Consider the following 23,825-nt stretch of genomic DNA (forward strand, 5'->3'; position numbering starts at 1 on the left):
TTCGTGGCATCTTTTCGTAAGAACATTTGCAAAAATTGCCTAGAAACTTAGTAAATGACCTTTATTTAAACTCCAAAAGCAACAAAGTTTACGAAAAGAGCCTTGTTATTAGATATGCTAAAAAGGGTGGTGATTCAAATGGTCCAATATGTGTTGAGTTTTAATGAAATCGATCAATCAAGTTTGCCTTTCGTTGGGGGGAAGGGAGCCAATCTGGGTGAAATGAGCAGGGCCGGCTTTCCCATACCGCAAGGGTTTTGCATTACGACTTCCGCCTATCGTGCTTTTTTAGGAACAAGCGATGAAATGGATGAACTGTTTAGCCTCCTTGACCAATTGAAACCTGATCAACTAGATGAAATCCGAAATTTAGGAAAACGGATCCGCGTTTCTTTAGAGTCCTTGACGATGCCTGACAATATCAGAGGTGCGATTTTAGAAGCGTGGAAAAGGATTGGAACAGACTCTGCCTATGCCATTCGTTCGAGCGCCACGGCTGAAGACTTGCCCACAGCCTCTTTCGCTGGTCAACAGGATACGTATTTAAACGTCATCGGTGAAGATCAACTTCTCCAAGCGACCCAAAAGTGCTGGGCTTCATTATTTACAGACAGAGCGATTTCGTATCGGATGAAAAATGGGTTCGATCATCGTTCCGTATTTCTTTCGGTTGTGGTACAGCGGATGGTTTTTCCTCAGGTCTCAGGGATTATGTTTACCGCAGACCCTGTCACAGGACATAGAAAAACCACCTCGATTGATGCGAGTTTTGGTCTTGGGGAAGCGCTTGTCTCTGGTATTGTCTCAGCAGATCTATACCAAGTTCGTTCCGGACAAATTGTAAAGAAACAAATTGCAGATAAGAAAGTAGCAATTTATGCGTTGCCAGAAGGCGGTACGATAACCAGAGAGGTCCCTCCGGACATGCGGAATAAACAGGCACTTTCGGATGAGAAAATTTCCGAATTAGCTAGACTAGGAAAAAAGATTGAAGACCATTATCGGACAGAGCAAGATATTGAGTGGGGGCTGGCTAATGGAAAAATATTTATTCTGCAAAGCAGGCCGATTACCTCCTTGTATCCTCTTCCGGACCTTAATGACGACGCAAACTTGCAGGTTTTCTTTTCCTTTGGCCACCAACAAATGATGACAGAAGCGATGAAACCGCTGGCTATTTCTCTTTGGCGCACACTTTTCCCATTTGGAAATAGGAATATCACCTCCGAGAGTGAAGCAATGGCAGCTGCAGGAGGACGATTGTTCCTCAATCCGACAGAAGTGTTGTATTGGAAACCCGCTCGCAAAATAATGCCTAAAATGATCAGTAATATTGATGAGTTAATAAGTAATGCTCTTCTTCAATTCACTCAGCGGGAGCGATTTTTAAAAGAGGCAGTGCCGAATAGGCAGGTCATCAAGAAAGCCCGGCAAATGATGAAACCGATATTAACGAATGTCATCAAGAGCATTCTTTTTCGAGATACATCTAAGTCTATTCAGCAGTGTAATGAATGGATGGAAACCTTGGTTAAACAAAGTAAAGAGGAACTATCTCTTGTATCCGGTTCAGAGCGAATGAAATGGGTTCAGGAAAGTGCAGGGAAGTTAATGATGACATTTTTTCAGGATATGGTGCCCTATCCGTTGTCAGGCATCATGGCTTTTAAAATGATCCAATATTTATCCCAGCGCTGGTTAGGAGACGATCAGGAAGCCTATGTCCTTAATAAATCATTACCTGGCAATGTGACCAGTGAAATGGGTCTTGCTCTAGGAGATGTGGCGGATACAGCCAGACCATATCCTGAAGTGATCCAATATTTAAAAGAGGCAGAAGACCATTCCTTTTATGAAGGGCTCAGTCAAATAGCAGGAGGGGACATTTTTCGGAAAGAGTTTGAGCTTTATATGGATCAATATGGGATGCGCTGTCCAGGGGAAATTGACATTACAAAGCCGCGCTGGCGGGAATCCCCTACCATGCTTGTGCCATCGATCTTGAGTCATATTCAAAATCTAAAACCAGGAGAACATCGTGAGAAATATGACAATGGAAAAATAGAAGCAGAACACGCAGGCCAGTCCATTCTGAAACGGGTACGGAAGACTCGCGGCGGGCTGGTTAAACAAAGATGGATGTCTCGGTTGATAAAGGTATATCGAGACAGAATGGGCATTCGTGAGCATCCAAAATATATGCTTGTGCAACATCTCAATCTTTACAAACAGGCTATTTTAGAAGAAGCGGATAAACTCGTCGATAAGGGGATTCTTCAACATCAGACAGATGTTTTCTATTTAACTTTAGATGAGATACTCACGATAGTGGAAAACCGTTTTGCAGGCGATTTACCTGAGTTGATTCATCAGCGAAAAAAGGAATTTGAATGGTACCAAAAGCTTACCCCTCCCCGTGTAATGACCAGCGAAGGCGAAATCATCACAGGCAGAAGACGCGATATTCAGGCTCCAATTGGGGCTTTGATTGGTACACCTGTTTCTCCGGGTGTAACAGAAGGTTATGCAAAAGTGGTGTTAAGTCCAGAGCAAGGGAACCTAAAACCAGGAGAGGTATTAATCGCACCTTTTACAGATCCGGGGTGGACGACTCTATTTAACTCAGCCCAGGCTCTGGTCATGGAAGTAGGAGGCTTAATGACTCATGGGGCAGTTGTGGCCCGCGAGTATGGAATTCCAGCTGTTGCGGGTGTAGATGAAGCAACCAAAAAAATTAAGGATGGTCAGTATATACGAGTAGACGGAACCCATGGATATGTTGAAATCTTGGAAAGTAATAAGGATACTTAAAATGTTGTGGATTTTAAATAAGGGTAGAGGAAAAGTATAACGAAATCTTTTTTTGCTCTGAGTTTTGTACTCTGAGCATTTTTTTATTCCTTCAGTTTCTTTTTCCGCTTCAAATTTTTTTCATCTCTCGACAACTAGGGTAATGATTAAAAAAGACCCCCAGCCAATTATTGCTGGGAGCTAACTTCACTTACCATATCTCCTTCGAAGTTATTCAGGATGAACGTTTCTTCTTCTGATTTGCTCATGATTCCATAAGCCTTACCGACTGTCCCGCCTTGGTACGTCCAGAAATAGTTGTGGTCATCATCTACTTTAGAAAAAATACCTTTTTTCCATTTATCTAAAATGGCTAGCAAATCATCTTTTTGTTCGAACTCACTGTTCTCCACAATGTTATAAACTTGATTAATCGTATCAGGAATCATAGGAATGGCTCCCCATTTTTCTTTCGCTTTCACCTTTTGATGTGTCATCTTGTGCATCACTTCGATAACAGCATCTTGTGAACTACTGTCATCTATCCCAATATCATATTGAACTCCGCCAATTTTGGCTGTCTGTTGCTTGTCTACTTCCTTTTTCTCTTTATTCACAGTATCTTGAACAGCTTTCGCTTCTACTTTCTCTTGTTTTTTTCCAGATTCGGCTCCATTGTCGACTAATTTAAATCCTCCGTATTTTACGCCTATTAAAACGGTCAAAATAATACCAATTATGATTAATACCTTATTCACTACATTCCCCCCTGTTGGTATTGGATAGCTTTAATTTAACAAAAGATTCAGAATTATTCTAGCTTATTTAAATAACATAATCCCTTCAAAGAAGACAGCAATCGACATATTTTCTTTCTGTTTCATAAACTGTTAGGGTTCAGTTTTCATATCATTTTGCAGTTTTAACCCTGGAAGGGGTGTAAGTTGTCCACGAAAAGAACCTTCCCAATGGAGTCCATATTTTTTGTGAACGGTTGCAATAGCGCCCTTGACGGAGGGATTGAGTGGTGCTATTATGTGTCTGTAATAATCACATATAGGATTTAACATCACATATGTGATTTTAAAGAAGGAGGGAGAGTATGTCGGTAAAATCGGCTGAACGAGTTCTCCAGGTATTTGAATTATTAGCAAATAATCCTGATGGGTTATCGATTAAAGAGATTAGTGAAAAACTTTCATTTCCGCAGAGCAGCACATCGAACCTTATTGGCACTCTTTTAAAACAAGGGTATTTAAGTTTAGACAACATGAAGAAATATAAGCTTGGAGCAAAGTTAGTTCACATTGGCACCATGGCTATGGAGAACTTAGATATTTCTCTTCAAGCGAAGCCATATCTTGAAAAATTAATGCAAAGTGTTCAGGAAACGGTATTTATGGCAACACTGTCTGGGGAAGATCTGGTCTATCTTACTAAAATAAACAGCAATCGATCGATTCGAACAACCGCTCAAACGGGATACAGTAAACCGCTTTATTGTACGGGGTTAGGGAAGACTTTTTTAGCGAATATGGCAGATGAGGAAAGAAAAAGCATCTTAGATCGAGTCGACTTAGTACCGATCACCGCGAAAACCATCACCAATAGGGAAGAGTTAGAGAAAGAACTGTATCAGTATTCATTAATTGGCTACACCATTGACGATGAAGAAAATGAAGAAGGATTATATTGTGTGGCAGCTCCTATTTTTGGTGCAGACCGAAGGATTCAAGCCGCTATTAGTGTGGCAGGTCCAAAAGAACGAATGCTAGCTCAAAAAGCAGAGGTAGTAGAACGCGTCCTCTGGACATCAAAGAAAATATCTGAAAGTATGGGATGTATTTTATAAGAAACAAGGTGAGTACATGGATGTTATTAGCATTGGGGAAACGATGGTTTTACTAACCCCAAATACGCCTGGGAAAATGCGCTATTCCAATCAATTTACCTCGAAGATAGCTGGTGCAGAAACGAATACGCTTATTGGGCTAGCTAAGCTTGGCCATAAGGCGGGGTGGATTAGCCGTTTAGGGAGAGACGAATTTGGAGCTCAAATCTTAACTTCCGTTCGCGGAGAGGGTGTAGATATTAGTCGAGTAGCTTTGGACGAGAATGCTCCAACAGGTGTATTTTTTAAAGAAATTATCAATCAAGATCGGGTTAATATTTACTATTATCGAAAAAATTCAGCAGCGAGTCAGCTCACCCCTGCTGATCTGGATCAGGAGTATATCGCTCAGGCGAAATTCTTATATATATCAGGAATTACTCCTGCTCTAAGTCCATCGTGTAGAGAGACCATCTTTTATGCGATTGAAATAGCTAAGGGTAACGGGGGAAGAGTTGTGTTTGACCCAAATATTCGCAGGAAGCTGTGGGAAGATGACGAAGCAAGGGCAACCATTTTAGAAATTGCAGGGAAATCAGACATTGTCTTACCTGGGATTGGTGAATGTGAATTTTTGTTTGGCACAAGGGATTGTGAAAAAGCAGCTCGTTCCTTACTGGCTTTAGGTGCAGAGACCGTTATCGTCAAGCTTGGCGAAAGAGGTGCTTATTATTCTACTGCAGCTGAAAAAGGATATATTGATAGTTTTACAGTTAAAAACGTAGCCGATCCAGTCGGAGCAGGAGATGGTTTTGCTGCAGGAGTACTTTCTGGATTTCTCGATGGCCTATCTATTGGAGAGGCCGTGAAACGAGGCTGCGCGATCGGTGCTATGGTTGCTACCATAAACGGTGATATCGAAGGACTGCCGGACAGGATTGAATTGAAGCAATTTACTCAGTCAAACTTAAAGGATGAAGTCAATCGTTAGTTTTTAAGAAGGAAGGGAATGTCTAATGAGTACACTGCAAAAAATCTTAGATCATAAATTAATCGCTATTATACGCGGAGCAAACCCTGAGGATACATTAAACATTGTTCGATCCTTATATGAAGGGGGGATAAGAGTCGTTGAAATCACGATGAATTCCCCGAAAGCGCTATCTGCCATTGAGATGGTCGCTGATACATTTGGTAAAGAAATGGCCGTTGGCGCAGGAACGGTTTTGGATCCAGAATCTGCTCGAAGTGCCCTTCTTGCAGGTGCTCAATTTATTCTATCTCCGACGTTAAAGGCTGAAACGATTCGGATGACCAAAAGATATGGTGCGGTGAGTATTCCTGCTGCATACACTCCGACTGAAATTTTGGAGGGTTATGAACAAGGCGGTGATATTATTAAAGTTTTTCCGGCAACGACTTTAGGTCCGAAGTTTATCAAGGATATGGGGGGACCACTGCCGCAAATTCCTTTATTGCCAACAGGCGGTGTGGGCTTAAATAATATCAAGGACTATCTTGCTGCCGGTGCTGCAGGACTCGGAATTGGTAGTTCTCTTGTGAATACAAAAGAGGAAATAACAGAGGAGTATTTAGTGCGTTTAACGGAAAAAGCAAAGCAATTTACATTAGCAGCCAAAAACTAATACTACTAATAAGTGGAGAGTGTTCATTATGAAAATAACAGGTTATGAATTATTCACAGTCCAACCACGCTGGTTATTCTTAAAAATTGAGACAGATGAAGGTATTGTTGGTTGGGGAGAGCCGGTCATCGAAGGTAAAGCGGCAACAGTAAAAGCTGCAGTTGATGAAATGATGACTTATTTAATAGGTAAAGATCCTTTAAGAATTGAAGATCATTGGAATGTTATGTACCGAGGTGCCTTTTACCGAGGTGGCGCTATTTTGATGAGTGCGATTGCTGGTATTGACCAAGCTCTCTGGGATATCAAAGGGAAATATTACAATGCCCCAGTTTACCAGTTACTAGGAGGAGCATGCCGCGATTCGATCAAAGTGTATTCATGGATTGGCGGAGATCGCCCAAGTGATACAGCACGGGCTGCGAAGGAATGTGTAGAACGAGGATTTCAAGCGGTTAAAATGAATGGAACCGAAGAATTACAATACATTGATTCCTATGACAAGATTGATAGAGTACTAGAAAACGTGGCCGCTGTTCGTGAGGCTGTTGGAAGAAATATTGGAATTGGTATTGATTTTCATGGCCGTGTACATAAACCAATGGCAAAAGTATTGGCTAGAGCGCTTGAAGAATTTAATCCTATGTTTATTGAAGAACCAGTCTTGCCAGAGAATAACGAAGCACTAAAGGAAATTGCTTCATTAACTTCGATTCCGATTGCAACGGGTGAGCGTATGTTCTCAAGATGGGATTTTAAACCGTTATTACAAGGTGGGTACGTGGATATTATCCAGCCTGACCTATCTCATGCTGGCGGTATTACCGAATGTAAAAAGATTATTAGCATGGCTGAGGCATATGATGTTGCCGCTGCTCCGCATTGTCCATTAGGACCCATCGCTTTAGCGGCGTGCTTACAAGTAGATGCCACTGCACATAATGCGTTTATCCAAGAACAAAGCTTGGGAATTCACTATAACCAGGGCAGTGATTTATTAGACTATCTAAAGGATCCAACTGTCTTTGATTATGAAAACGGTTATGTGAAAATTCCACAAGGACCAGGTCTTGGTATTGAAGTAAATGAAGAGTTTGTTCGTAAAATGGCAAAAGAAGGTCACCAATGGCAAAATCCAGTTTGGCGCCATCGTGATGGTAGTGTAGCTGAGTGGTAATCCTCCTTTTTTGGTAGGGTGGAAATGTGCTTGGGTTTACCTTTGAACACCGGGGCTATGCAGCGAAGGTAAGTCCTCTAAGCGCATTTCGAAAGTTGTATGGATGGAGCGTTAAAAGGATGAAAAAAATGACTACAAGGGAATGAGAAAAATGAATAATAAAGCGACTAAGGTTCGTTATGGAATTGTGTTCATGTTGTTCATAACGGTCATTGTTAATTATATGGACCGTAGCAATATTTCCATCGCAGCTCCTTTTATAACAAAGGAATTAGGAATAGACTCCGTCACGATGGGCTTAATTTTCTCTGCTTTTGGCTGGACCTATTGTGCCCTGCAAATTCCTGGCGGCTGGGTTTTAGATAAGTTAGGAAACCGAAACACTCACGCTATTGGTATTGCAGGATTTTCTATTATGACTTTATTGCAAGGGTTTGCAAGCGGTTTCTCTGGAATGTTTTTATTACGTGTAGGTTTGGGTATGTTTGAAGCCCCTGCTTTTCCAACAAACAGTAAGGTAGCAGCTAGCTGGTTTCCAGAAAATGAACGAGCTAGAGCGATTTCCATTTACACTTCTGGTCAATTTATTGGACTAGCCTTTTTAACACCAACCCTTATCTTCCTACAGCAATCCTTTGGATGGCGGGGATTGTTCATCATTGCTGGTATCGTTGGTCTTGCTTGGTCAGTCCTTTGGTATATTTTCTATCGCGATCCAAATAAAAGTAAAAAGGTCAATCAAGCGGAACTTGATTATATCCGCGAAGGAGACGGATTTATTGAAGGGTCAGAAAAGGGAGAAAAGGTTAAAATTGGAGCAAAGGATTTCCGTTTAATTTTGAGTAGTAGAAAATTGTGGGGCATTTTTATTGGACAATTTGCAGTAAGCTCCACACTTTGGTTCTTTTTGACATGGTTCCCTACCTATCTAGTGGAATATAGAGGATTAAGTTTTATTAAAACAGGATTTTTATCGTCATTGCCGTTTCTCGCTGCTTTCGTAGGTGTTTTATCAGCAGGCTTTCTTTCTGATTTCCTCGTGAAAAAGGGTGTTTCAAAAGATAAGGCAAGAAAGACCCCTATTATTACAGGTTTATTATTATCAACTTCCATTATCGGTGCAAATTATGTGGATAGTCCTGGATTAATCGTGATGTTTATGTCTATTGCCTTTTTTGGTAACGGTTTCGCTTCGATTACTTGGGTATTTGTTTCGCTTTTGGCTCCAAAACGATTAATCGGTATAGCTGGAGGGGTATTTAACTTCATCGGTGGTACGGCCTCTATCATTATTCCAATCGTTATTGGATTCTTGGTAAAAGGCGGTAACTTTGCCCCTGCACTAACTTTCATTGCGTGTGTAACCCTAACGGGAGCATTGTCATATATCTTCCTAGTTGGCAAGGTTGAACGTGTAAAAGAACCAATCGATCAATTGAAAAAAGTCGCCTCTTAATTCAGGGGAGATTCATTGGGACGGCGTTCACGCTCTTTTTATTCGTATTTTCGGATACTGTGAAGGACATTTGTTGTTTTTAAGAGGTACCTTAATCTTGACCCTTCCGATTTATCGAAGATGGATAGAATGGGTTGAAAAATGTTCTAGTCTGATCAAATATCAAAAACCATGCTGTTGTGCCAGCATGGTTTTAATGTCTCTGGTATTATCCCGGATACGCAGCCATCAAGGTGCTGATTAAAAGTAACCCCTTACTATTGTTGAGGTGCGGAAGGAGTTGAAATACTTTGTAATGCCTGTTCTGCCTCGTTTGCATATTGATTTTGTACTGCTAGATCCCCTAAAGCAACCATTCCCACTATTTGTCCATTTTCAATTACCGGCAAGCGGCGAATTTGCTGCTGTGCCATCAAATCTGCTGCTTGATGAACATCCATATCAGGTGTACCTTGTACAATTTGCTGTGCAGTCATGACTTGAGATACTGGTGTTTGTGCATTTTCTCCCTGTGCCGTCGTACGAAGAGTGATATCACGATCCGTTACAATTCCAACCATTTGTCTGCTGTTATTTACTACTGGGATAGCTCCGACATTATATTCGCTCATTAACGCTGCAGCTTCCTGAACGGACTGTGTTTCGTTAACTGTAACAATATCTGATGTCATGATATCTCTTAATTGTGCCATGAAAATACCTCCAATTATATTTATCCTTTATAGGATGGGGAACCTTGGCGATATTATTAATGGTAATTTTTTTCAAATATAAGTAAGGTTAGTTACATAAGAAACTATATTTGCTGAGTCGATGTTGACCATTATGTACACCAAATCAGTCCTTGTATAGAGGACCTAGAAGGGCATGGCAGAGTTTTACCAGCCATCTATTTGCTTTTAAATACTCGATCATGTATTCCGGAATTGGGTAAAATAGTTGAAATAGGTAATGATATTGTGGTAATATTTATCTCGAACGTATGTTCTTAATTTTAAAATATGAATAATGTTACATTGAAGGCTAAAAGGTAAGGGATGGTGACTAAGCATTATTTAAATAAGTAAGATCATCACTAAAATCATAATATCTGACCAAGCATTTGCTTGAAAAAGAAATACCAAATGTCTTGAAGACGTTTTAATCGATACCTTTTTCACTATTGATTCAACAACACATTAGGTAGACATTTGGAAATGAAAGGAGATAGAATTTGAAGAATCATAACGAATCAGAACAACACGGAGGGACCTTTGGTAATAAAGGCAACTTTTTATTAGTCCTAATAATGATTCTAGGTGTATTTGTAGCCATTTTGAATGAAACGCTTCTTAACGTAGCCTTGTCAAAAATCATGGATGACATCGGAATCGCGCCAAGTACGGCGCAATGGTTGTCAACTGGATATCTGCTAGTCATAGGTGTTCTTATACCAGTCACTGCTTATTTAATTCAGCGGTTCACGACAAGAACCTTATTCCTTACGGCAATGGGACTTTTTTCGGTAGGGACATTTGTAGCTGCAATCGCCCCAGGGTTCGCAGTTCTTTTAATCGGAAGGATGCTTCAAGCGGCGGGAACCGGGCTGCTCTTTCCGTTACTAACCAATGTAGTATTTGCCATGGTTCCTATTGAAAAAAGAGGTTCTGCAATGGGTACGATTGGAATTGTCATTACATTTGCTCCCGCGATTGGACCTACTCTTTCAGGCATCATTGTCGAGCAGTTTAGTTGGCGAGTTCTCTTTTACGGTGTTCTGCCTATTGCACTGCTTGTTATGATATTTGCATATTTTAGGCTCAAAAATGTGACGGAGATAACGAATCCTAAGATTGATCCAATATCACTTCTTCTTTCAACAATTGGTTTCGGGGGGATTGTGTACGGATTCAGCAGTTCTGGTGAAGGCCATGGGGGTTGGTCGAGCAATGAAGTCATTATTTCAATTGTAATCGGCATTGTTTCTCTAGTACTCTTTACATGGAGGCAATTGAAAATTGCACAACCGTTGCTAGATTTAAGAACATTTAAATACAACATTTTTAGGTTGTCGACTTTGATTATGATGATCGTCATGATGGCGATGTTTTCTGCGATGATGTTGTTGCCGATTTTTCTCCAAAATGCGTTAGGTTACAGTCCGTTGGAGGCAGGTTTGGTTATGCTGCCAGGCGGTATTGTCATGGGGATTATGTCGCCGATTACAGGCCGATTATTTGATAAATTTGGTGCCAAGCTGCTTGCGCTCGTCGGTTTAGCCTTGGTTGCAAATACACTTATGCAATTTGCATTTATCACTATGTCAACCTCGTACAGCAAGATTATGATTGATAATACACTATTGATGTTGGGTATTTCGATGGTTATGATGCCGGTCATGACCAACGCTTTAAATGTACTGCCACCTCATTTATACCCACACGGTACGGCTATTATAAGCACACTTCAGCAGGTGGCAGGCGCGGTCGGGACAGCACTGCTTGTATCCATCATGACAACTACCTCAAGGCGTTTTATGGAAAATACTTTACCTACAAATGATGAATCTCCACTGCAAATTCTAGCGATGATTGCTGGAATGAAAAACTCGTTCTTGCTTGCATTCGGGCTTGTAGCTATCGCATGGTTTGCCTCATTTTTTATCAAACGGTCCGTTCCTCAAGAAAAGGAATTGAAGTTAAAAGAAGGTCCTGCGAACTGAGAAAACGTTCCAGCATATATGATTTAACACGAAAACGCGAATCTCTTGAGTGCCAAGTGATTCGCGTTTTACTTTAAGGGAAATCCTGCAGGGAACCTTTGCCCCTTATATTTTCAATAGTCCCCAAGCGAAACAGATTTATAAAGGAAAAGCACTTGCAGATATTTTGAAAGAACTAAACATTCAATAGTTTTTTTATCTTTACATGGGGTGTCTCAAAATTTCGAGGCACCCCTCTTTTTATTACATGTTCGGGCATGAAGAACATATTTTAATTATTAAGAGCTTTTCCCTGCATTATTAGACACTTTTTTATAGTCTTGCCTTCAGAATCTATTACTGTGCTATTGGTATGCTCATTTTACTGTTATAACAGTTCTTGTATTGCACAATATATGTTGTATAGGGGTAGTGACAGCTTCGCTGGTACTACCCCAAATATGCAGTTAATAGAAGAATTGCGGGCAGGTTTTAACTGGCCACTGCTTATGGGCAGTATAAGCATAATCTCTCTTGTAAACCTTCTAAGACTTCTTCTGGAACTTCCCTGACCTTGATATCCCCACCTAGGAAAAGTAGCCAATTTGTTATTTCGGTCAATTCTTCGGGCTTATTAACATTGATAAAGGTCTTTAGAATGGCTGTGGTTTGGTAAGGATTCGTATAGGAAATTGAAACTTTTAAAGGATGGTATTTTTTGAACTGGGCAATCGCTTTTGGACCAAGTTCAAGGACAAGGTTAATTCTTTCTTCCTGCTTACTTAGTTTTTCTAAAATCTTTTTCTTACTTAATCTTTTTTTCGTCGGGTAGGGCTCGACATTGGTGAGATGGTCGACAGGAAAAATATGCTTCTTTTCTTCCTTTAAGTCAAAGCCTTCAATCAGCCAAAGGCTTTTTTCACGATAAAGGTGCAAGAGATAAATTGGATATGACTTTATTACCTTCTCTTCTTGGATGGAAATCAATAAATAGCAATCCAAAAGAAGGATTTGGATAAGTTTTTCTAACATGGGATGGGGGAGGTCTGAAAGATCAAGTAGGTCGGGATTATGGGGGTTGGTCCCTTCAAAAAGCAAGATTTGATTTAAAAGAACAAGGTCATCCTGCTGGTTTTCTGAGAGGAGGCCTAGTAATTTTTCAGCTAAAGACTGACGACTCTTTAGATAGGGGAGTTGTTGATTTCTTGTGGCCATAAAGGCAATAAAAAGAGCTTTGACCTCATTATCGGTAAATCGAACAACGGGCAGGACAGAATTGTGCATGACAAAATAACCCCCATCCCTTCCAGCTTCAGCGACAAGTGGCATCCCCATAGCCTCAATTTCTCTGATATCTCTAATAGCTGTCGAACGAGAGATGTTAAATTCTCGCATGATTTCAGAAATTGTAAAGTGGTTGCGGTTGTTGATATAACGCATAATGATATTAATCCGTTCAACTTTTTTCATCGGGACTCCTAAACAGTATCATTTTTTGACATGATTTAAGGCTATGATATACACATCAAGTGAAGAAAACAAGTCATTTGAAATTTAAAAAAAGAGGATGGTTTTGAATATGGCAGAATATACCCTAGAAGAAAAAGACAGCTTTACCGTTTTAGGTTTAGGAACGGAGCTTAAGAGCCATTACACAGACTTTGCTGGCTTAAGCAAGGAAAAGTCAGACTTTTGGCAGGCCGTCAGCCAAGATGGTAGGTTTGACACTTTAAAAGCTATAGCCACAAATGACTACGTTTTTGCCGTGAACGAAGCGGTGAATAATAAGATGATGCATTATGCTGGCGTTATGACAGGGGAGTCGGCACCAGAAGGAGACAGAGTGATCCAATTTCCTAAGGGGGAATACCTAGTTGTTAAAGGGGAAGGGAAGACGGCTGATGAATTGCATAATAAGCTTGCTGGCATTGCCTTTGGTCAAGTCTTGCCAGAAGCAAAGAACTTTTCCTATGTTGGTGGGCCAAATGCAACGGTTGAGATGGGGCAGCGAAACGGCGTAGTTTTTGGTGAAATGTGGATTCCTGTTGTTAGGAAATAAAAAGATTTAAGGAGGGATGGAAATGTCCTATACCGTAGATTTTAAAAATGTATCTACAGTTGGTTTAGAGTCTTCACCTGTAGTAGAAGCACTTGCTGGTTTACGTGCTAATGAAGCCCGTTACTTTATGAACAAATACAAGCATGAATTTACGGTTGTACCAGCTAGCGAAAGCCAGGAGACCCTTGATTATGTGAACCGAATTTTGAAAGAAGAACGTGATATTGAGTTTGCGGCTAAACCTTTAGTAACGTCGCGTTTTCAGGTGGAAAATATCAAAATGGCCTACGTCTTTTATGAGGATGGTCTTGCGGTCAACGTCATGTATACGGTTGATGACCCTAAGCCAAAGCGGGCCGTTGGTTTTAAGCTTTCTGAGGAGATGGAGGTACCAAAGGAATTAGAAGGGAAATTTAAGTTTGCTAGGCAAAAGTCTAAACTAGCTGGAACCATTCGGGGCTCGTATTTTGTAATTAAAGGAGAATATTAAAGTAAGCAAAAGCGCAAGTGGAGGAATCCAGCCATTTTTTGTATTTGGTCATTCTTTTTCTTCATTTTAAAGGCGCAATTCTGCAGCAAGAATTGTGCTCTTTCTTTATGTTAAGGGACATGATGATCTTTTCTCAATAGGGGAAAAGGTCATTTTTCATTTATATCTAAAAACAGAGAAATAAAAATGCTCGATAGTAAAACAAAACATTGTTTCGAAATGCGTTAGGATATCTTTGTTCGTAAAGTTAGGAGACGTCCCGGGGAGTACAGCCAAATACTTGGGTATCCTGTACGATTTTAGATGGAATAGTCAATAGTTCATTTTCAATTCACAAATGTTTGCTACTCTTTAATGTATTCAGTTATATGAGGAGGAAATGAAATGAAGTATATAAATAAAAAGATAACATTTCCGGAAAATGGAGATTGGGCTGTTGAAGCGCGTGGACTTGTTAAAACGTTTGGCGACAACCGAGCTGTTGATGGGGTAGATTTGAACGTACGTGCAGGTACGATCTACGGTGTGCTTGGTCCTAATGGAGCAGGGAAAACTACCACAATCAGAATGCTGGCGACGCTTTTACGATCAGACGAGGGTTCAGCAAGAATCTTTGGACACGATGTAGTGAAAGAAGCACAGATTGTACGTCAACTAATTGGAGTGACTGGCCAGTACGCATCGGTTGACGAGTCACTTAGTGCTACGGAGAATTTGGTCATCTTTTCTCGACTGTTAGGACTAGGACGTGCAGAGTCAAAGTCTAGGGCAAACGAGTTGTTAGAGGAATTTGGTTTAACAGAAGCTGCAAAACGTCCTTTGAAAAATTTCTCTGGTGGTATGCGACGCAGATTGGATTTAGCGGCAAGTCTCATTGTACAGCCACCGCTTATCTTTTTGGATGAGCCGACAACTGGACTGGATCCACGAACACGTAATCAAATGTGGGAGACCATCCGCCGATTGGTAAAGATGGGATCAACGGTATTGTTAACTACGCAGTACTTACAAGAGGCAGATGAACTTGCTGATAGGATAGCGGTTATCGATCGTGGCAGAGTTGTTGCAGAGGGAACTGTGGACGAATTGAAAGCGTCAGTTGGGAACTCATCGTTACAATTGAGAATAAAAAATACAAAAGATATGGAGAACGCTCGTCAAACGGTTGAACGGGTACTCAAAGTTCAGTCAAATGTGTCGTCCGAAGGTATGAAGATTATTGCACCAATGGCGGATGCTAACAAAGTGACTGACTTACTTATAGCCTTCCGTGAATCAGGAATCCAACTGGCTGAGTTGAGTGTGCAAAAACCAACACTCGATGAAGTTTTTTTGAACCTTACTGGTCATGGTGTAGAGGACACAGTAAAATTGCCTGGTGAATCGGGAGAAGTAAGGGAGGTAGGCGTATGAAAAACAATACGATGAGATCCTTTTCTAATCGCCAATTAAAAAATAACACGAGCTTCGGTCAAACAGTACGTAACTCGTTTACAATGGCCTATCGAGGTTTGTTGAAAATTCGTCGCACACCAGAACAATTGTTTGATGTTACACTACAGCCAATCATTTTCACTCTGATGTTTACTTACATTTTTGGCGGGGCTATCTCTGGGAACGTACAGGACTATTTACCAGTCATTATTCCAGGGATCCTCGTTCAAACTGTGATTTCAACCTCGATTGTCACTGGCGTCCAACTACGTGAGGACATGGATAAAGGCGTGTTTGATCGATTTAAGTCATTGCCAATTGCACGTATTGCTCCGTTAGCAGGAGCATTGTTGGCAGATAACATTCGGTATACCATTGCCACTGTGCTTACTTTTGTTATGGGATATATTATGGGGTATAGACCTGATGGAGGCCTAGGTTATGTCGCAATCGCTGGAATACTTGTGATTGTGTGCTCTTGGGCAATTAGCTGGATTTTTGCCTTCTTTGGTGTGATTGCACGTACGGCTTCAAGCGTACAAGGAATCTCGATGCTAGTACTGTTCCCACTTACTTTTCTTTCTAATGCTTTTGTTCCAGTTGAGACCATGCCTAATTGGCTTCAGTGGTTCGTGAAGTTCAACCCAGTTTCCCATCTTGTGACAGCTGTCAGAGAGCTTGCCAATTCTGGAACCATTGGTACGGATTTCGGCATCTCCCTCATTGGGGCTGCTGTCATAGTAGTGATTTTTGCACCTATCACAGTGCGTGCATATATGCGCCGAGCTTAGACATGAGTCGATTGTAGTGGTTATTCGTTAGATATTACGTAGAGAAGGCACCTCGAAAGGGTGCCTTTTCTCAATAATTGTTTCATTTCGATTTATGGTAAGAGAACGCCATGGGGAAGGTTTACCTTCTATTATTTATATTAATATTACATAATATGAATTTGAAGTTTATAAAATCCATGCTCCCTTAATCCCACTTTAATAACTTTCGATATTTTTGCCCCATACATTCTGCATAACGATAACATTTCATAATTTTTTCATATTTTCTTCACTGAAAGTACACACCAAGTGGATAAATTAGATAGGGAAGTGGTAATGCCATTTGTACAATAAAGGAGGAATGTAAATGAAAGTTAAATCATCTTTACTGGTACCGGCGATCGCATTTGCTTTACTTGGTTCTGCTGCTTCTGCAACAGCAATCAAATCGGACAAGGAAAATACGGATAAAGCAAAACAAGAACAGATCGTATATAAAAAATCCGATAAAAAGGATGAGTTATTGAACAAAGCATTACAATACGCTTCCCCGGCTGTAAAACAAAAATATGAAAACAATGTAAAGACAATGCGCTCATTGAGAGAAAAGCTTGGAAAGAAAGTGGAGTTTGGAAAAAGAGTAAAATTTAACAAAAAGATAGAAGCTTCGCCGGAGGCAAAAGCGATTATCGAGAAAGTAAAAGATGGTAATCTATCGAAAAAGGAAGCGAAACAACAGCTTATGAAACTTCATGGCGGAAGAGTTCGTATAGCAATTTCCGGCGCAGGCAAAGAGCAAGTGAAGGCGATTATGGATAAAGTAAAAACAGGAACCATCACAAAAGAGCAAGCCATGAAAGAAATGGAAAAACTTCCTGGAGCAAAAATGATTCAAATTAACAAAGAAGACCTAGCAAAAGTAAAAGAAAAACGGACGAACTGGGAGCAGCAACTGCAAGAAGCAATCAACAAAAAAGATCAGAAAACCATTGATTCGATCATTACCCAGCTCAATGATAAAATGGAGCAAGGTATAGAAAAAATGCAACAATTGCTGAATGAAGCAAAATAAGAAATGTAATGATTCCTTGCATCTCACTAAAAAGAGCAATATTTTATGAACCCAAAAGGGTTTTTGGTGCAAAGATATGTTGTTGGGTTTTATATTGTTAGCCAAAGAGGAAAATAGTAAAGATAACTTGGAAGGGGAGGAATGAAAAATGGATGTTCCATTCACATCAAAGGAAGTCATTACTCAGATCCAGAAGTTACAGAACCAAGGTAATTCTCTACGTAAAAAAGAGGTAAAACAACTTTATCCTGATTTAATGCGGAGTGCTTTGTATTACTACCCAAGTTGGCAACATGCCATAGAAGAAAGTAAAGTAGGTTAGAATATTTCATTTACATCAATACATTAGAATAATATGAACTCTATTAACAAAAAGGTTTCGCTCCCCGTGAAGCCTTTTTGTTATGCTTAAAGTTCCTTTAGAGCAATACTAAAATGCGTAATGGTACTAGTGTTCTTGCTTAAAAGAGGTCTACGAAAGTAATAGCCGTCTCTTGTTCCAACGGAATAACATAAATAATATTTTAAATAATTTATAATAATAATGATTGACATAATATTTCTATAGGTGTAAATTACACATATAGAAGAACTAAGGAGATAATCCCATGGCAAAAGATAGCGACAATCAAACCATTCAACCATCAAAGAGTTTTGTTCTGCCTTTTATATTATTAATTCTTAGTAAAATGTCACTTCATGGATACGAGCTATTTCAAAAGCTTGAAACATTTGGGTTTCATACCATTGATCAAGGAAACTTATATCGGCTCCTTCGTCAGATTGAAAAGGAAAACCTTGTTTCATCTGAATGGGATACTACTGGAAATGGTCCTGCAAAGCGACGTTACAAAATCACAGAGGTAGGCGTTACATACTTAAAGGGATATGCACATCAATTAGAAACCTACCAATCCATGTTAGACCAATTCTTCACAATGTATTCTAATTTACTAGAGCTCTATATCCCTTCATTTAAAAGGAAGGATCCAATAGAGAAAGGCACTAATGACAAGAGGAGGAATGAAAATGAGTACAACGACAAAGAAAAGTGAGCAAGCAAAGAAAGCTGCTGAAGTTAAGGAAGAAGGACATCAAGTCATGCCATTTGTAGACTCATTATGGAATCAATTCGAGCTATCGTTGGATTGGGCAAAGGAACTACAAGAAAGTGGAGAAGAAGCTTATCTAAAGACTGTAAAAGAAACGATTAAGTTCAATAAAGACTTTAGAAATTCTTTTTTAAATCTTTATCAAGAATCTAAAAAGACCAACAGTGAAATCGTTGATAGTGTAAGCGCCCTTTATAAAAAAAATGATGCCTTACAGATTGATTTTCCGGAGCTTACAGACCAATTTCGAGATGTATCTGATCGTGTAGAGAATCTAGCGTTAACTCCAATTAAATTATCCTTTGATCTAATGGATCGATTTGATAATAACACTGTGGGAAATAGTGAGAATTATGTACACTATGTAAGAGAGCGTCGTAACGACTTGCTAAATGTTACAAGTGCTTATGTTGAAATTGCAAAAAACAACCATAAAAACATCTTTTCCATGATCGAGAAAAGTGTAAAAGTATATGTAAATAATTAATAAGGATTAATCATTAAGATTCATCCTTAAAAAATAGTAAAGAGACAATCGTTCGGGCGATTGTCTCTTTTTTAAATTCAAAATCTATTACTTGGATTATAGTTTAAAAACAAAATGCGACCGATTTCTTCAATCTAGAAAATGAACAATTGTAATAAATGCTGATCTATCAGTCATTTTATAATTGTTCATTTTTTATTTAATACAGCAAATTTTATTTATGCGCCAAACTAAGTATCCTTTGTTTAAAGGTGGGAAAAATAAAGAAGCGAAAACAAGATTTTCCAATTTAAAAACAAATACTCGCATGAATGTCAACAAAATGATGATTTTAATGCCTATTGAAAATGATTTTGTTATATAGGAGATTGATCATGGATTTGTATAAAAAAATGTTAATAAAGAAGATGAAGAAAGGAGGGTCTCAAGGTCCTGATCAAAATCAATGGATGGATTCTCAGTCTCTCTCAAAACATGATCCTCTAACGATGAGTCTAGAGACAAATTTACATATTATGCAATCCATTTATACTAAATGCCCCGATGTCTATTTTCGCCTGTTTTTAATTGGCGGAAGAACAAAAGCCGTCCTTATTTATATTGAGGGTCTATCTAATACTGAAGAAATTGATAAAAGCGTACTTTCTCCGCTGATGCAGCAAACAACAGCTGATACCTTGAATATGTATACGATATTTGAACAGAATTTAACGGTATCTAAGATAAAAGAGATCCGAACGTTTTCTGAAGTGATTGAGCAAATTTCATCAGGAAATCCTGTGATTCTCATCGATCAACAATCATTTGGCGTTTCTGTGGGATTGGCTAAGTGGGAGAAGCGATCGATTGAAGAACCGATGTCCGAAGCCGTCGTTCGTGGTCCTCGTGAAGGATTCACTGAAACTTTGACGGTTAACACTTCATTATTAAGAAGAAAAATTAAAAATCCCAGTCTTAAAATCACCTCCATGAAAATCGGCCGACACACCCAGACTCAAGTCATGATTGCTTATATGGAGGGCATTGCCGATCCTACCCTAGTGGAGGAGATAAATAACCGGTTACAGCGTATTGATATCGACGGTATTTTAGAAAGCGCCATTATCGAAGAATTTATTGAAGATCATCCTTTTTCCCCCTTTCCACAAGTCTTAAATACAGAACGACCCGATGTGGCAACATCCAGTCTTCTTGAAGGGCGAGCAGTCATTTTAGTAGATGGAACACCTTTTGTCATGATTGTTCCAACGACATTATTTTCCCTGCTTCAATCTCCAGAGGATTATTATCAGCGTTTTATGATCGGGACATTAATTCGATGGCTTCGATATAGCTTTGTCATGATTGCATTACTGCTGCCCTCTATATATGTGGCGATTCTAACCTACCATCATGAGATGATTCCGACTAATCTGCTGCTCAGTTTTGCAGAAACCAGGGAACAAATTCCTTTTCCTGCTCTTGTCGAGGCGCTCATCATGGAAATCACTTTCGAAGTGCTTAGAGAAGCTGGAATTCGGCTGCCCAAACAAGTCGGATCAGCGGTCAGCATCGTTGGTGCGTTAGTTATCGGACAAGCAGCCGTTTCTTCTGGACTTGCTTCAGCACCAATGGTTATGGTAGTGGCGATTACAGGAATCGCATCCTTTGCCATCCCTCGGTATAATGCTGCGATCGCAATCAGAATGCTGCGCTTTCCCATCATGTTGTTAGCAGGTACATTAGGTCTGCTCGGGATTATGCTTGGGATTATTGCCATCCTTATTCATTTGTGCACGATACGTTCCTTTGGTGTGCCGTATTTGTCGCCAATAGGCCCGATGAAAGGTCCCGAATTGAAAGATGTACTGATAAGGGCACCATGGTGGTCCCTTACTTCCCGACCACGTCTAACGGGAAATTATAACAAATATCGACAGGCCTCTGGACAAAAACCGGATCCTACGAAAGGTACCGAGTAGGAGTTGAAAAAAGATGATTGAAAAGGGGAAAATATCGGCTGTTCAGATGGCCATTATCATGAACCCAACTATTTTGGCAACCGCATTGCTATTAGTTCCAGCAGTTACAGCGAGACATGCAAAGCAAGATCTGTGGATATCCCCTATTTGGGCATCCATCATTGGGTTAATAGTTGTTTATGTGGCCTTTCATTTAAACCGTTTATACCCTAAAGAAACCATCATTGAATACAGCGGTCATATCCTTGGCAAGATTCCAGGGAAGGTCTTAGGTTTTTTTTATCTATTTTTTTATTTGCATATCAATGGCATCATCATTCGAGAATATGGGGAGTTTGTTATCGGAACTTTTCTTATGCAAACTCCGATGATTATGGTGATATCCGCTATGATTTTTGTCAGTGCCTTTGCAGTATACGGCGGAATCGAGGTCATCGCTAGAGCTGCTCAAATCATTGTACCAGTGGTAATCATTCTCTACCTATTAATTTCATTCATGCTTATGAAGGACTTGGAAGTTAAAAATATACTACCAATTATGGAGCATGGAATGAGGCCTTCCTTTATCGGCTCCATTGTTCCGCAAAGTTGGCTTAGTGAATTTCTTCTCATTACCTTTATGCTGCCATATTTGAAGGACAGACAAAAAGGCTTCAAGTGGGGAATTATTTCAATATGCAGCATTTTGTTTATTTTGGTTCTAGCGAATATATCCACGTATATGTTATTTGGAGGTCTTACAGGAACTTTTACTTATCCAGTAATGGTTGCCGTCCGCTACATCAGTATTGCTGATTTTCTAGAACATTTGGAGGCAATTGTAATGGCCATCTGGGTCACTGGTGTATTTGTGAAAATAACCATATTCTTTTATGCCCTTGCTCTTGGAACAGCCCAGTGGCTTAATCTTTCCGATTATCGCCCGATTATATTGCCGATTGGCCTCCTTTTAGTCATCTTTGGTTTATGGACAGCACCCAATTTGCCAGAACTAGAACATTTTCTAAGTACGTCAGCTCCTTTTTACTTTTTAACCCTGCAGCTAGGCATTCCATGTGTTTTGCTTCTTATCGCTATGTTAAGAAAAAAAGTACAACAGAATAAGGGTGAAATAAAATGAACTCTTCTTTCTTTTTATCGAATCGAAAAAGAATAATCTTTATAATCTCCTTAATTTTGACTGTTTTCTTTCTAGCTGGCTGCTGGGATCGAAGAGAAGTGAATGATTTGGCCATCATTACTGCCGCTGGTATCGATAAAAAAACAGATAAGACGATTGAGTTAACCGTTCTTGTCTTTGTTCCAAAATCATCTGGCGGGCAGCAGATGGAGGAAACAAGCGGGGACGGCGGAGCAACACAATTAGTGCGATCAGCAGAAGGGAATACAATTGCTGACGCGATGTCTAAGCTTCAGCAAGAATTCTCACGCAAGTTATTTTGGGGGCACGATGATGTGTTTATCATCGATAAGGAATTATCTAATGAGGATTTACGGCCGCATCTTGATTTTATCCTTCGTCATCCACAGCTTCGTGAACGTTCCCACGTATTTATTAGTCAGCAGAAAGTAAAAAAAATTCTGAGCCTTGAACCCCCTTTAGAACGAAGTTTATCAGAAGTGCTCCGAAAATTAGCTGCTGTGAAAATTGGAATGGATATAACCGTGAAGGATTTGGCTGAAATGTTAATCAGTGATTCAAAAGCTGCTACTGTGCCCTATATCAAAATATTGCCTCCTCAATCAGGTATGGGAAAAAAACAAACTATTGCCTATATTGTTGGTACAGCCGTGTTAAAAGAAGGAAAAATGGTTGGATATCTAGATGAGTCAGTGACAAGAGGAGTATTATGGCTAAGAAACGAAATAAAATTAGCAGTTGTCACGCTTAAACCAAAGGATACGCAAGGCTTCATATCGTTAAATTTGCGTAACAGCCACTCCAAGCTGGTACCGAAAATTAAAAATGGAAAATGGAAAATCACATTGAAAATAAATACTGAAGATGACATTATCCAAAACGCTACCAAATTAGCCGTATTGAATCCTAAAGTGATCAAGATGCTAGAAAAAGACTTGGTAGAAAATATTGATCAGAGAGTGGAAGAGGCGTTAAGCCCGGTTCAGAATGACATGAATGCCGATATTTTTGGATTTGCTGATGCTTTTCATCGTGCCTATCCTGAAATTTATGAAAAACACAAGAACAAATGGGACGATATTTTCCCAAATATAGAGGTAACGATTGAAACCAGAGCGAGGATTCACAGACCTGGTATGGTTACCACTCCCTCGGCAATTCCAAATGAAGAGGTGAAGAATGAGTGAAATGGGGCATGTTCGCAGGGAATAGCATCATTGTAATACTGATCGTTTTATTCGAATGGCTAAAAATGAAACCAAACCAGAAAAAGGAAAGAGCTGCCTTAGTTACCCTTTCTGTTTTAGGATTGCTCCTAGCTCAATTGTTGGTTTTTTTTCCTGATCTACCAGGCCCGACTCAGTTCATTGATAGTCTATTTAGACCGTTAGGAAAATTGCTCGAGGAATGATTCGGGTGATGGGAGGCATGCCCTGGTTGGAACAGATAAAAGAGTCATTGATCATGTCATCTCTCGACATTCTTCTCGGGTATTTAGAAGGATAAACTTAGGAATGGAGCACGCTGAGCCAATTTTTAATCAAACGTTTGGTTAGTTTCGAAAAGGCGGGGTTTTAATAGAATCATGGAAGTTTGCGAGAAACCCATCTGATTCTGTAAAAAGATGGGTTATTTCCTGCGGAATTTTCCAGCGAGTATCGACAATCTTCTTGCTCTCCTTTTAGGTGAAGTTCTTATCCATCAGTACATGCAGCT

22 protein-coding genes are annotated in these 23,825 nt (G+C 39.8%); 19 read left to right on the forward strand and 3 right to left on the reverse strand.

Annotation, left to right across the window (positions count from 1 at the left end):
* Positions 1 to 138 precede the first annotated feature (138 nt).
* Complete coding sequence (rph, locus tag V7137_RS15200) at positions 139 to 2,811, forward strand: rifamycin-inactivating phosphotransferase (protein ID WP_335698864.1); 2,673 nt, start codon at positions 139 to 141, stop codon at positions 2,809 to 2,811.
* Between the two features lie 167 nt (positions 2,812 to 2,978).
* Here the strand turns inward: rph and V7137_RS15205 are convergent, their stop codons facing one another.
* Positions 2,979 to 3,548, reverse strand: a complete 570-nt coding sequence (locus tag V7137_RS15205) for a DUF6241 domain-containing protein (protein WP_335698865.1) — start codon at positions 3,546 to 3,548, stop codon at positions 2,979 to 2,981.
* A gap of 344 nt (positions 3,549 to 3,892) precedes the next feature.
* Between V7137_RS15205 and V7137_RS15210 the strand changes: the two genes are divergently transcribed.
* The 5 genes from V7137_RS15210 to V7137_RS15230 all read left to right on the forward strand — a co-directional run bounded on the left by V7137_RS15210 (position 3,893) and on the right by V7137_RS15230 (position 8,900).
* Positions 3,893 to 4,642: an IclR family transcriptional regulator gene (locus V7137_RS15210; RefSeq protein WP_335698866.1), complete on the forward strand. Its 750-nt coding sequence runs from the start codon at positions 3,893 to 3,895 to the stop codon at positions 4,640 to 4,642.
* A 16-nt stretch (positions 4,643 to 4,658) separates the two neighbouring features.
* Positions 4,659 to 5,612 carry a sugar kinase gene (locus V7137_RS15215; protein WP_335698867.1) on the forward strand — a complete coding sequence of 318 codons (954 nt, stop codon included), beginning with the start codon at positions 4,659 to 4,661 and terminating at the stop codon, positions 5,610 to 5,612.
* Positions 5,613 to 5,637: 25 nt separating this feature from the next.
* Positions 5,638 to 6,267, forward strand: coding sequence for a bifunctional 4-hydroxy-2-oxoglutarate aldolase/2-dehydro-3-deoxy-phosphogluconate aldolase (locus V7137_RS15220; RefSeq protein WP_335698868.1), 630 nt, complete (start codon positions 5,638 to 5,640; stop codon positions 6,265 to 6,267).
* Positions 6,268 to 6,295: 28 nt separating this feature from the next.
* Positions 6,296 to 7,444 (forward strand): galactonate dehydratase, encoded by a 1,149-nt coding sequence (gene dgoD, locus V7137_RS15225; protein WP_335698869.1) that lies wholly within the window; start codon positions 6,296 to 6,298, stop codon positions 7,442 to 7,444.
* 151 nt (positions 7,445 to 7,595) lie between these two features.
* Entirely contained in the window at positions 7,596 to 8,900 is a 1,305-nt protein-coding gene (locus V7137_RS15230; RefSeq protein WP_335698870.1) for an MFS transporter, read from the forward strand.
* Positions 8,901 to 9,157: 257 nt separating this feature from the next.
* Here V7137_RS15230 and V7137_RS15235 read toward each other — a convergent pair whose 3' ends face one another.
* Positions 9,158 to 9,592, reverse strand: coding sequence for a CBS domain-containing protein (locus tag V7137_RS15235; RefSeq protein WP_335698871.1), 435 nt, complete (start codon positions 9,590 to 9,592; stop codon positions 9,158 to 9,160).
* Between the two features lie 521 nt (positions 9,593 to 10,113).
* Here V7137_RS15235 and V7137_RS15240 point away from each other — a divergent pair.
* On the forward strand, positions 10,114 to 11,601 hold the full coding sequence (locus tag V7137_RS15240; protein ID WP_335698872.1) for an MDR family MFS transporter: 1,488 nt from the start codon (positions 10,114 to 10,116) through the stop codon (positions 11,599 to 11,601).
* Between the two features lie 486 nt (positions 11,602 to 12,087).
* Here V7137_RS15240 and V7137_RS15245 read toward each other — a convergent pair whose 3' ends face one another.
* On the reverse strand, positions 12,088 to 13,050 hold the full coding sequence (locus V7137_RS15245) for a helix-turn-helix transcriptional regulator (protein ID WP_335698873.1): 963 nt from the start codon (positions 13,048 to 13,050) through the stop codon (positions 12,088 to 12,090).
* A gap of 109 nt (positions 13,051 to 13,159) precedes the next feature.
* Here V7137_RS15245 and V7137_RS15250 point away from each other — a divergent pair, with 109 nt between their 5' ends.
* The 12 genes from V7137_RS15250 (at position 13,160) to V7137_RS15305 (ending at position 23,520) form a co-directional block, all read left to right on the forward strand.
* Positions 13,160 to 13,639, forward strand: a complete 480-nt coding sequence (locus tag V7137_RS15250) for a GyrI-like domain-containing protein (RefSeq protein ID WP_335698874.1) — start codon at positions 13,160 to 13,162, stop codon at positions 13,637 to 13,639.
* A gap of 22 nt (positions 13,640 to 13,661) precedes the next feature.
* On the forward strand, positions 13,662 to 14,129 hold the full coding sequence (locus V7137_RS15255; protein ID WP_335698875.1) for a phage tail protein: 468 nt from the start codon (positions 13,662 to 13,664) through the stop codon (positions 14,127 to 14,129).
* Between the two features lie 384 nt (positions 14,130 to 14,513).
* Positions 14,514 to 15,542, forward strand: a complete 1,029-nt coding sequence (locus V7137_RS15260; protein WP_335698876.1) for an ATP-binding cassette domain-containing protein — start codon at positions 14,514 to 14,516, stop codon at positions 15,540 to 15,542.
* A complete protein-coding gene (locus V7137_RS15265) occupies positions 15,539 to 16,354 on the forward strand; it encodes an ABC transporter permease (RefSeq protein ID WP_335698877.1) in 816 nt (271 codons plus the stop codon). Before V7137_RS15260 ends, V7137_RS15265 begins: the two co-directional genes overlap by 4 nt.
* 349 nt (positions 16,355 to 16,703) lie before the next feature.
* Positions 16,704 to 17,408: a hypothetical protein gene (locus V7137_RS15270; protein WP_335698878.1), complete on the forward strand. Its 705-nt coding sequence runs from the start codon at positions 16,704 to 16,706 to the stop codon at positions 17,406 to 17,408.
* Between the two features lie 148 nt (positions 17,409 to 17,556).
* Entirely contained in the window at positions 17,557 to 17,730 is a 174-nt protein-coding gene (locus tag V7137_RS15275) for a hypothetical protein (protein WP_214713086.1), read from the forward strand.
* A gap of 286 nt (positions 17,731 to 18,016) precedes the next feature.
* Complete coding sequence (gene phaQ, locus V7137_RS15280) at positions 18,017 to 18,463, forward strand: poly-beta-hydroxybutyrate-responsive repressor (protein WP_335698879.1); 447 nt, start codon at positions 18,017 to 18,019, stop codon at positions 18,461 to 18,463.
* The gene (locus tag V7137_RS15285; protein WP_335698880.1) at positions 18,438 to 19,007 is read left to right on the forward strand and encodes a hypothetical protein; all 570 of its coding nucleotides are present in this window, start codon (positions 18,438 to 18,440) and stop codon (positions 19,005 to 19,007) included. Before phaQ ends, V7137_RS15285 begins: the two co-directional genes overlap by 26 nt.
* Before the next feature lie 374 nt (positions 19,008 to 19,381).
* Positions 19,382 to 20,968 carry a spore germination protein gene (locus tag V7137_RS15290; RefSeq protein WP_420490138.1) on the forward strand — a complete coding sequence of 529 codons (1,587 nt, stop codon included), beginning with the start codon at positions 19,382 to 19,384 and terminating at the stop codon, positions 20,966 to 20,968.
* Between the two features lie 13 nt (positions 20,969 to 20,981).
* Positions 20,982 to 22,088, forward strand: coding sequence for a GerAB/ArcD/ProY family transporter (locus V7137_RS15295; RefSeq protein ID WP_335698881.1), 1,107 nt, complete (start codon positions 20,982 to 20,984; stop codon positions 22,086 to 22,088).
* The gene (locus V7137_RS15300) at positions 22,085 to 23,296 is read left to right on the forward strand and encodes a Ger(x)C family spore germination protein (protein ID WP_335698882.1); all 1,212 of its coding nucleotides are present in this window, start codon (positions 22,085 to 22,087) and stop codon (positions 23,294 to 23,296) included. Before V7137_RS15295 ends, V7137_RS15300 begins: the two co-directional genes overlap by 4 nt.
* Positions 23,293 to 23,520 carry a hypothetical protein gene (locus V7137_RS15305; RefSeq protein ID WP_335698883.1) on the forward strand — a complete coding sequence of 76 codons (228 nt, stop codon included), beginning with the start codon at positions 23,293 to 23,295 and terminating at the stop codon, positions 23,518 to 23,520. The genes V7137_RS15300 and V7137_RS15305 overlap by 4 nt, the downstream gene beginning before the upstream one ends.
* The last annotated feature ends 305 nt before the right edge of the window (positions 23,521 to 23,825 follow it).

The sequence above is a fragment of the Neobacillus drentensis genome, from assembly GCF_036962765.1.
GTDB lineage: Bacteria > Bacillota > Bacilli > Bacillales > Cytobacillaceae > Neobacillus > Neobacillus drentensis_C.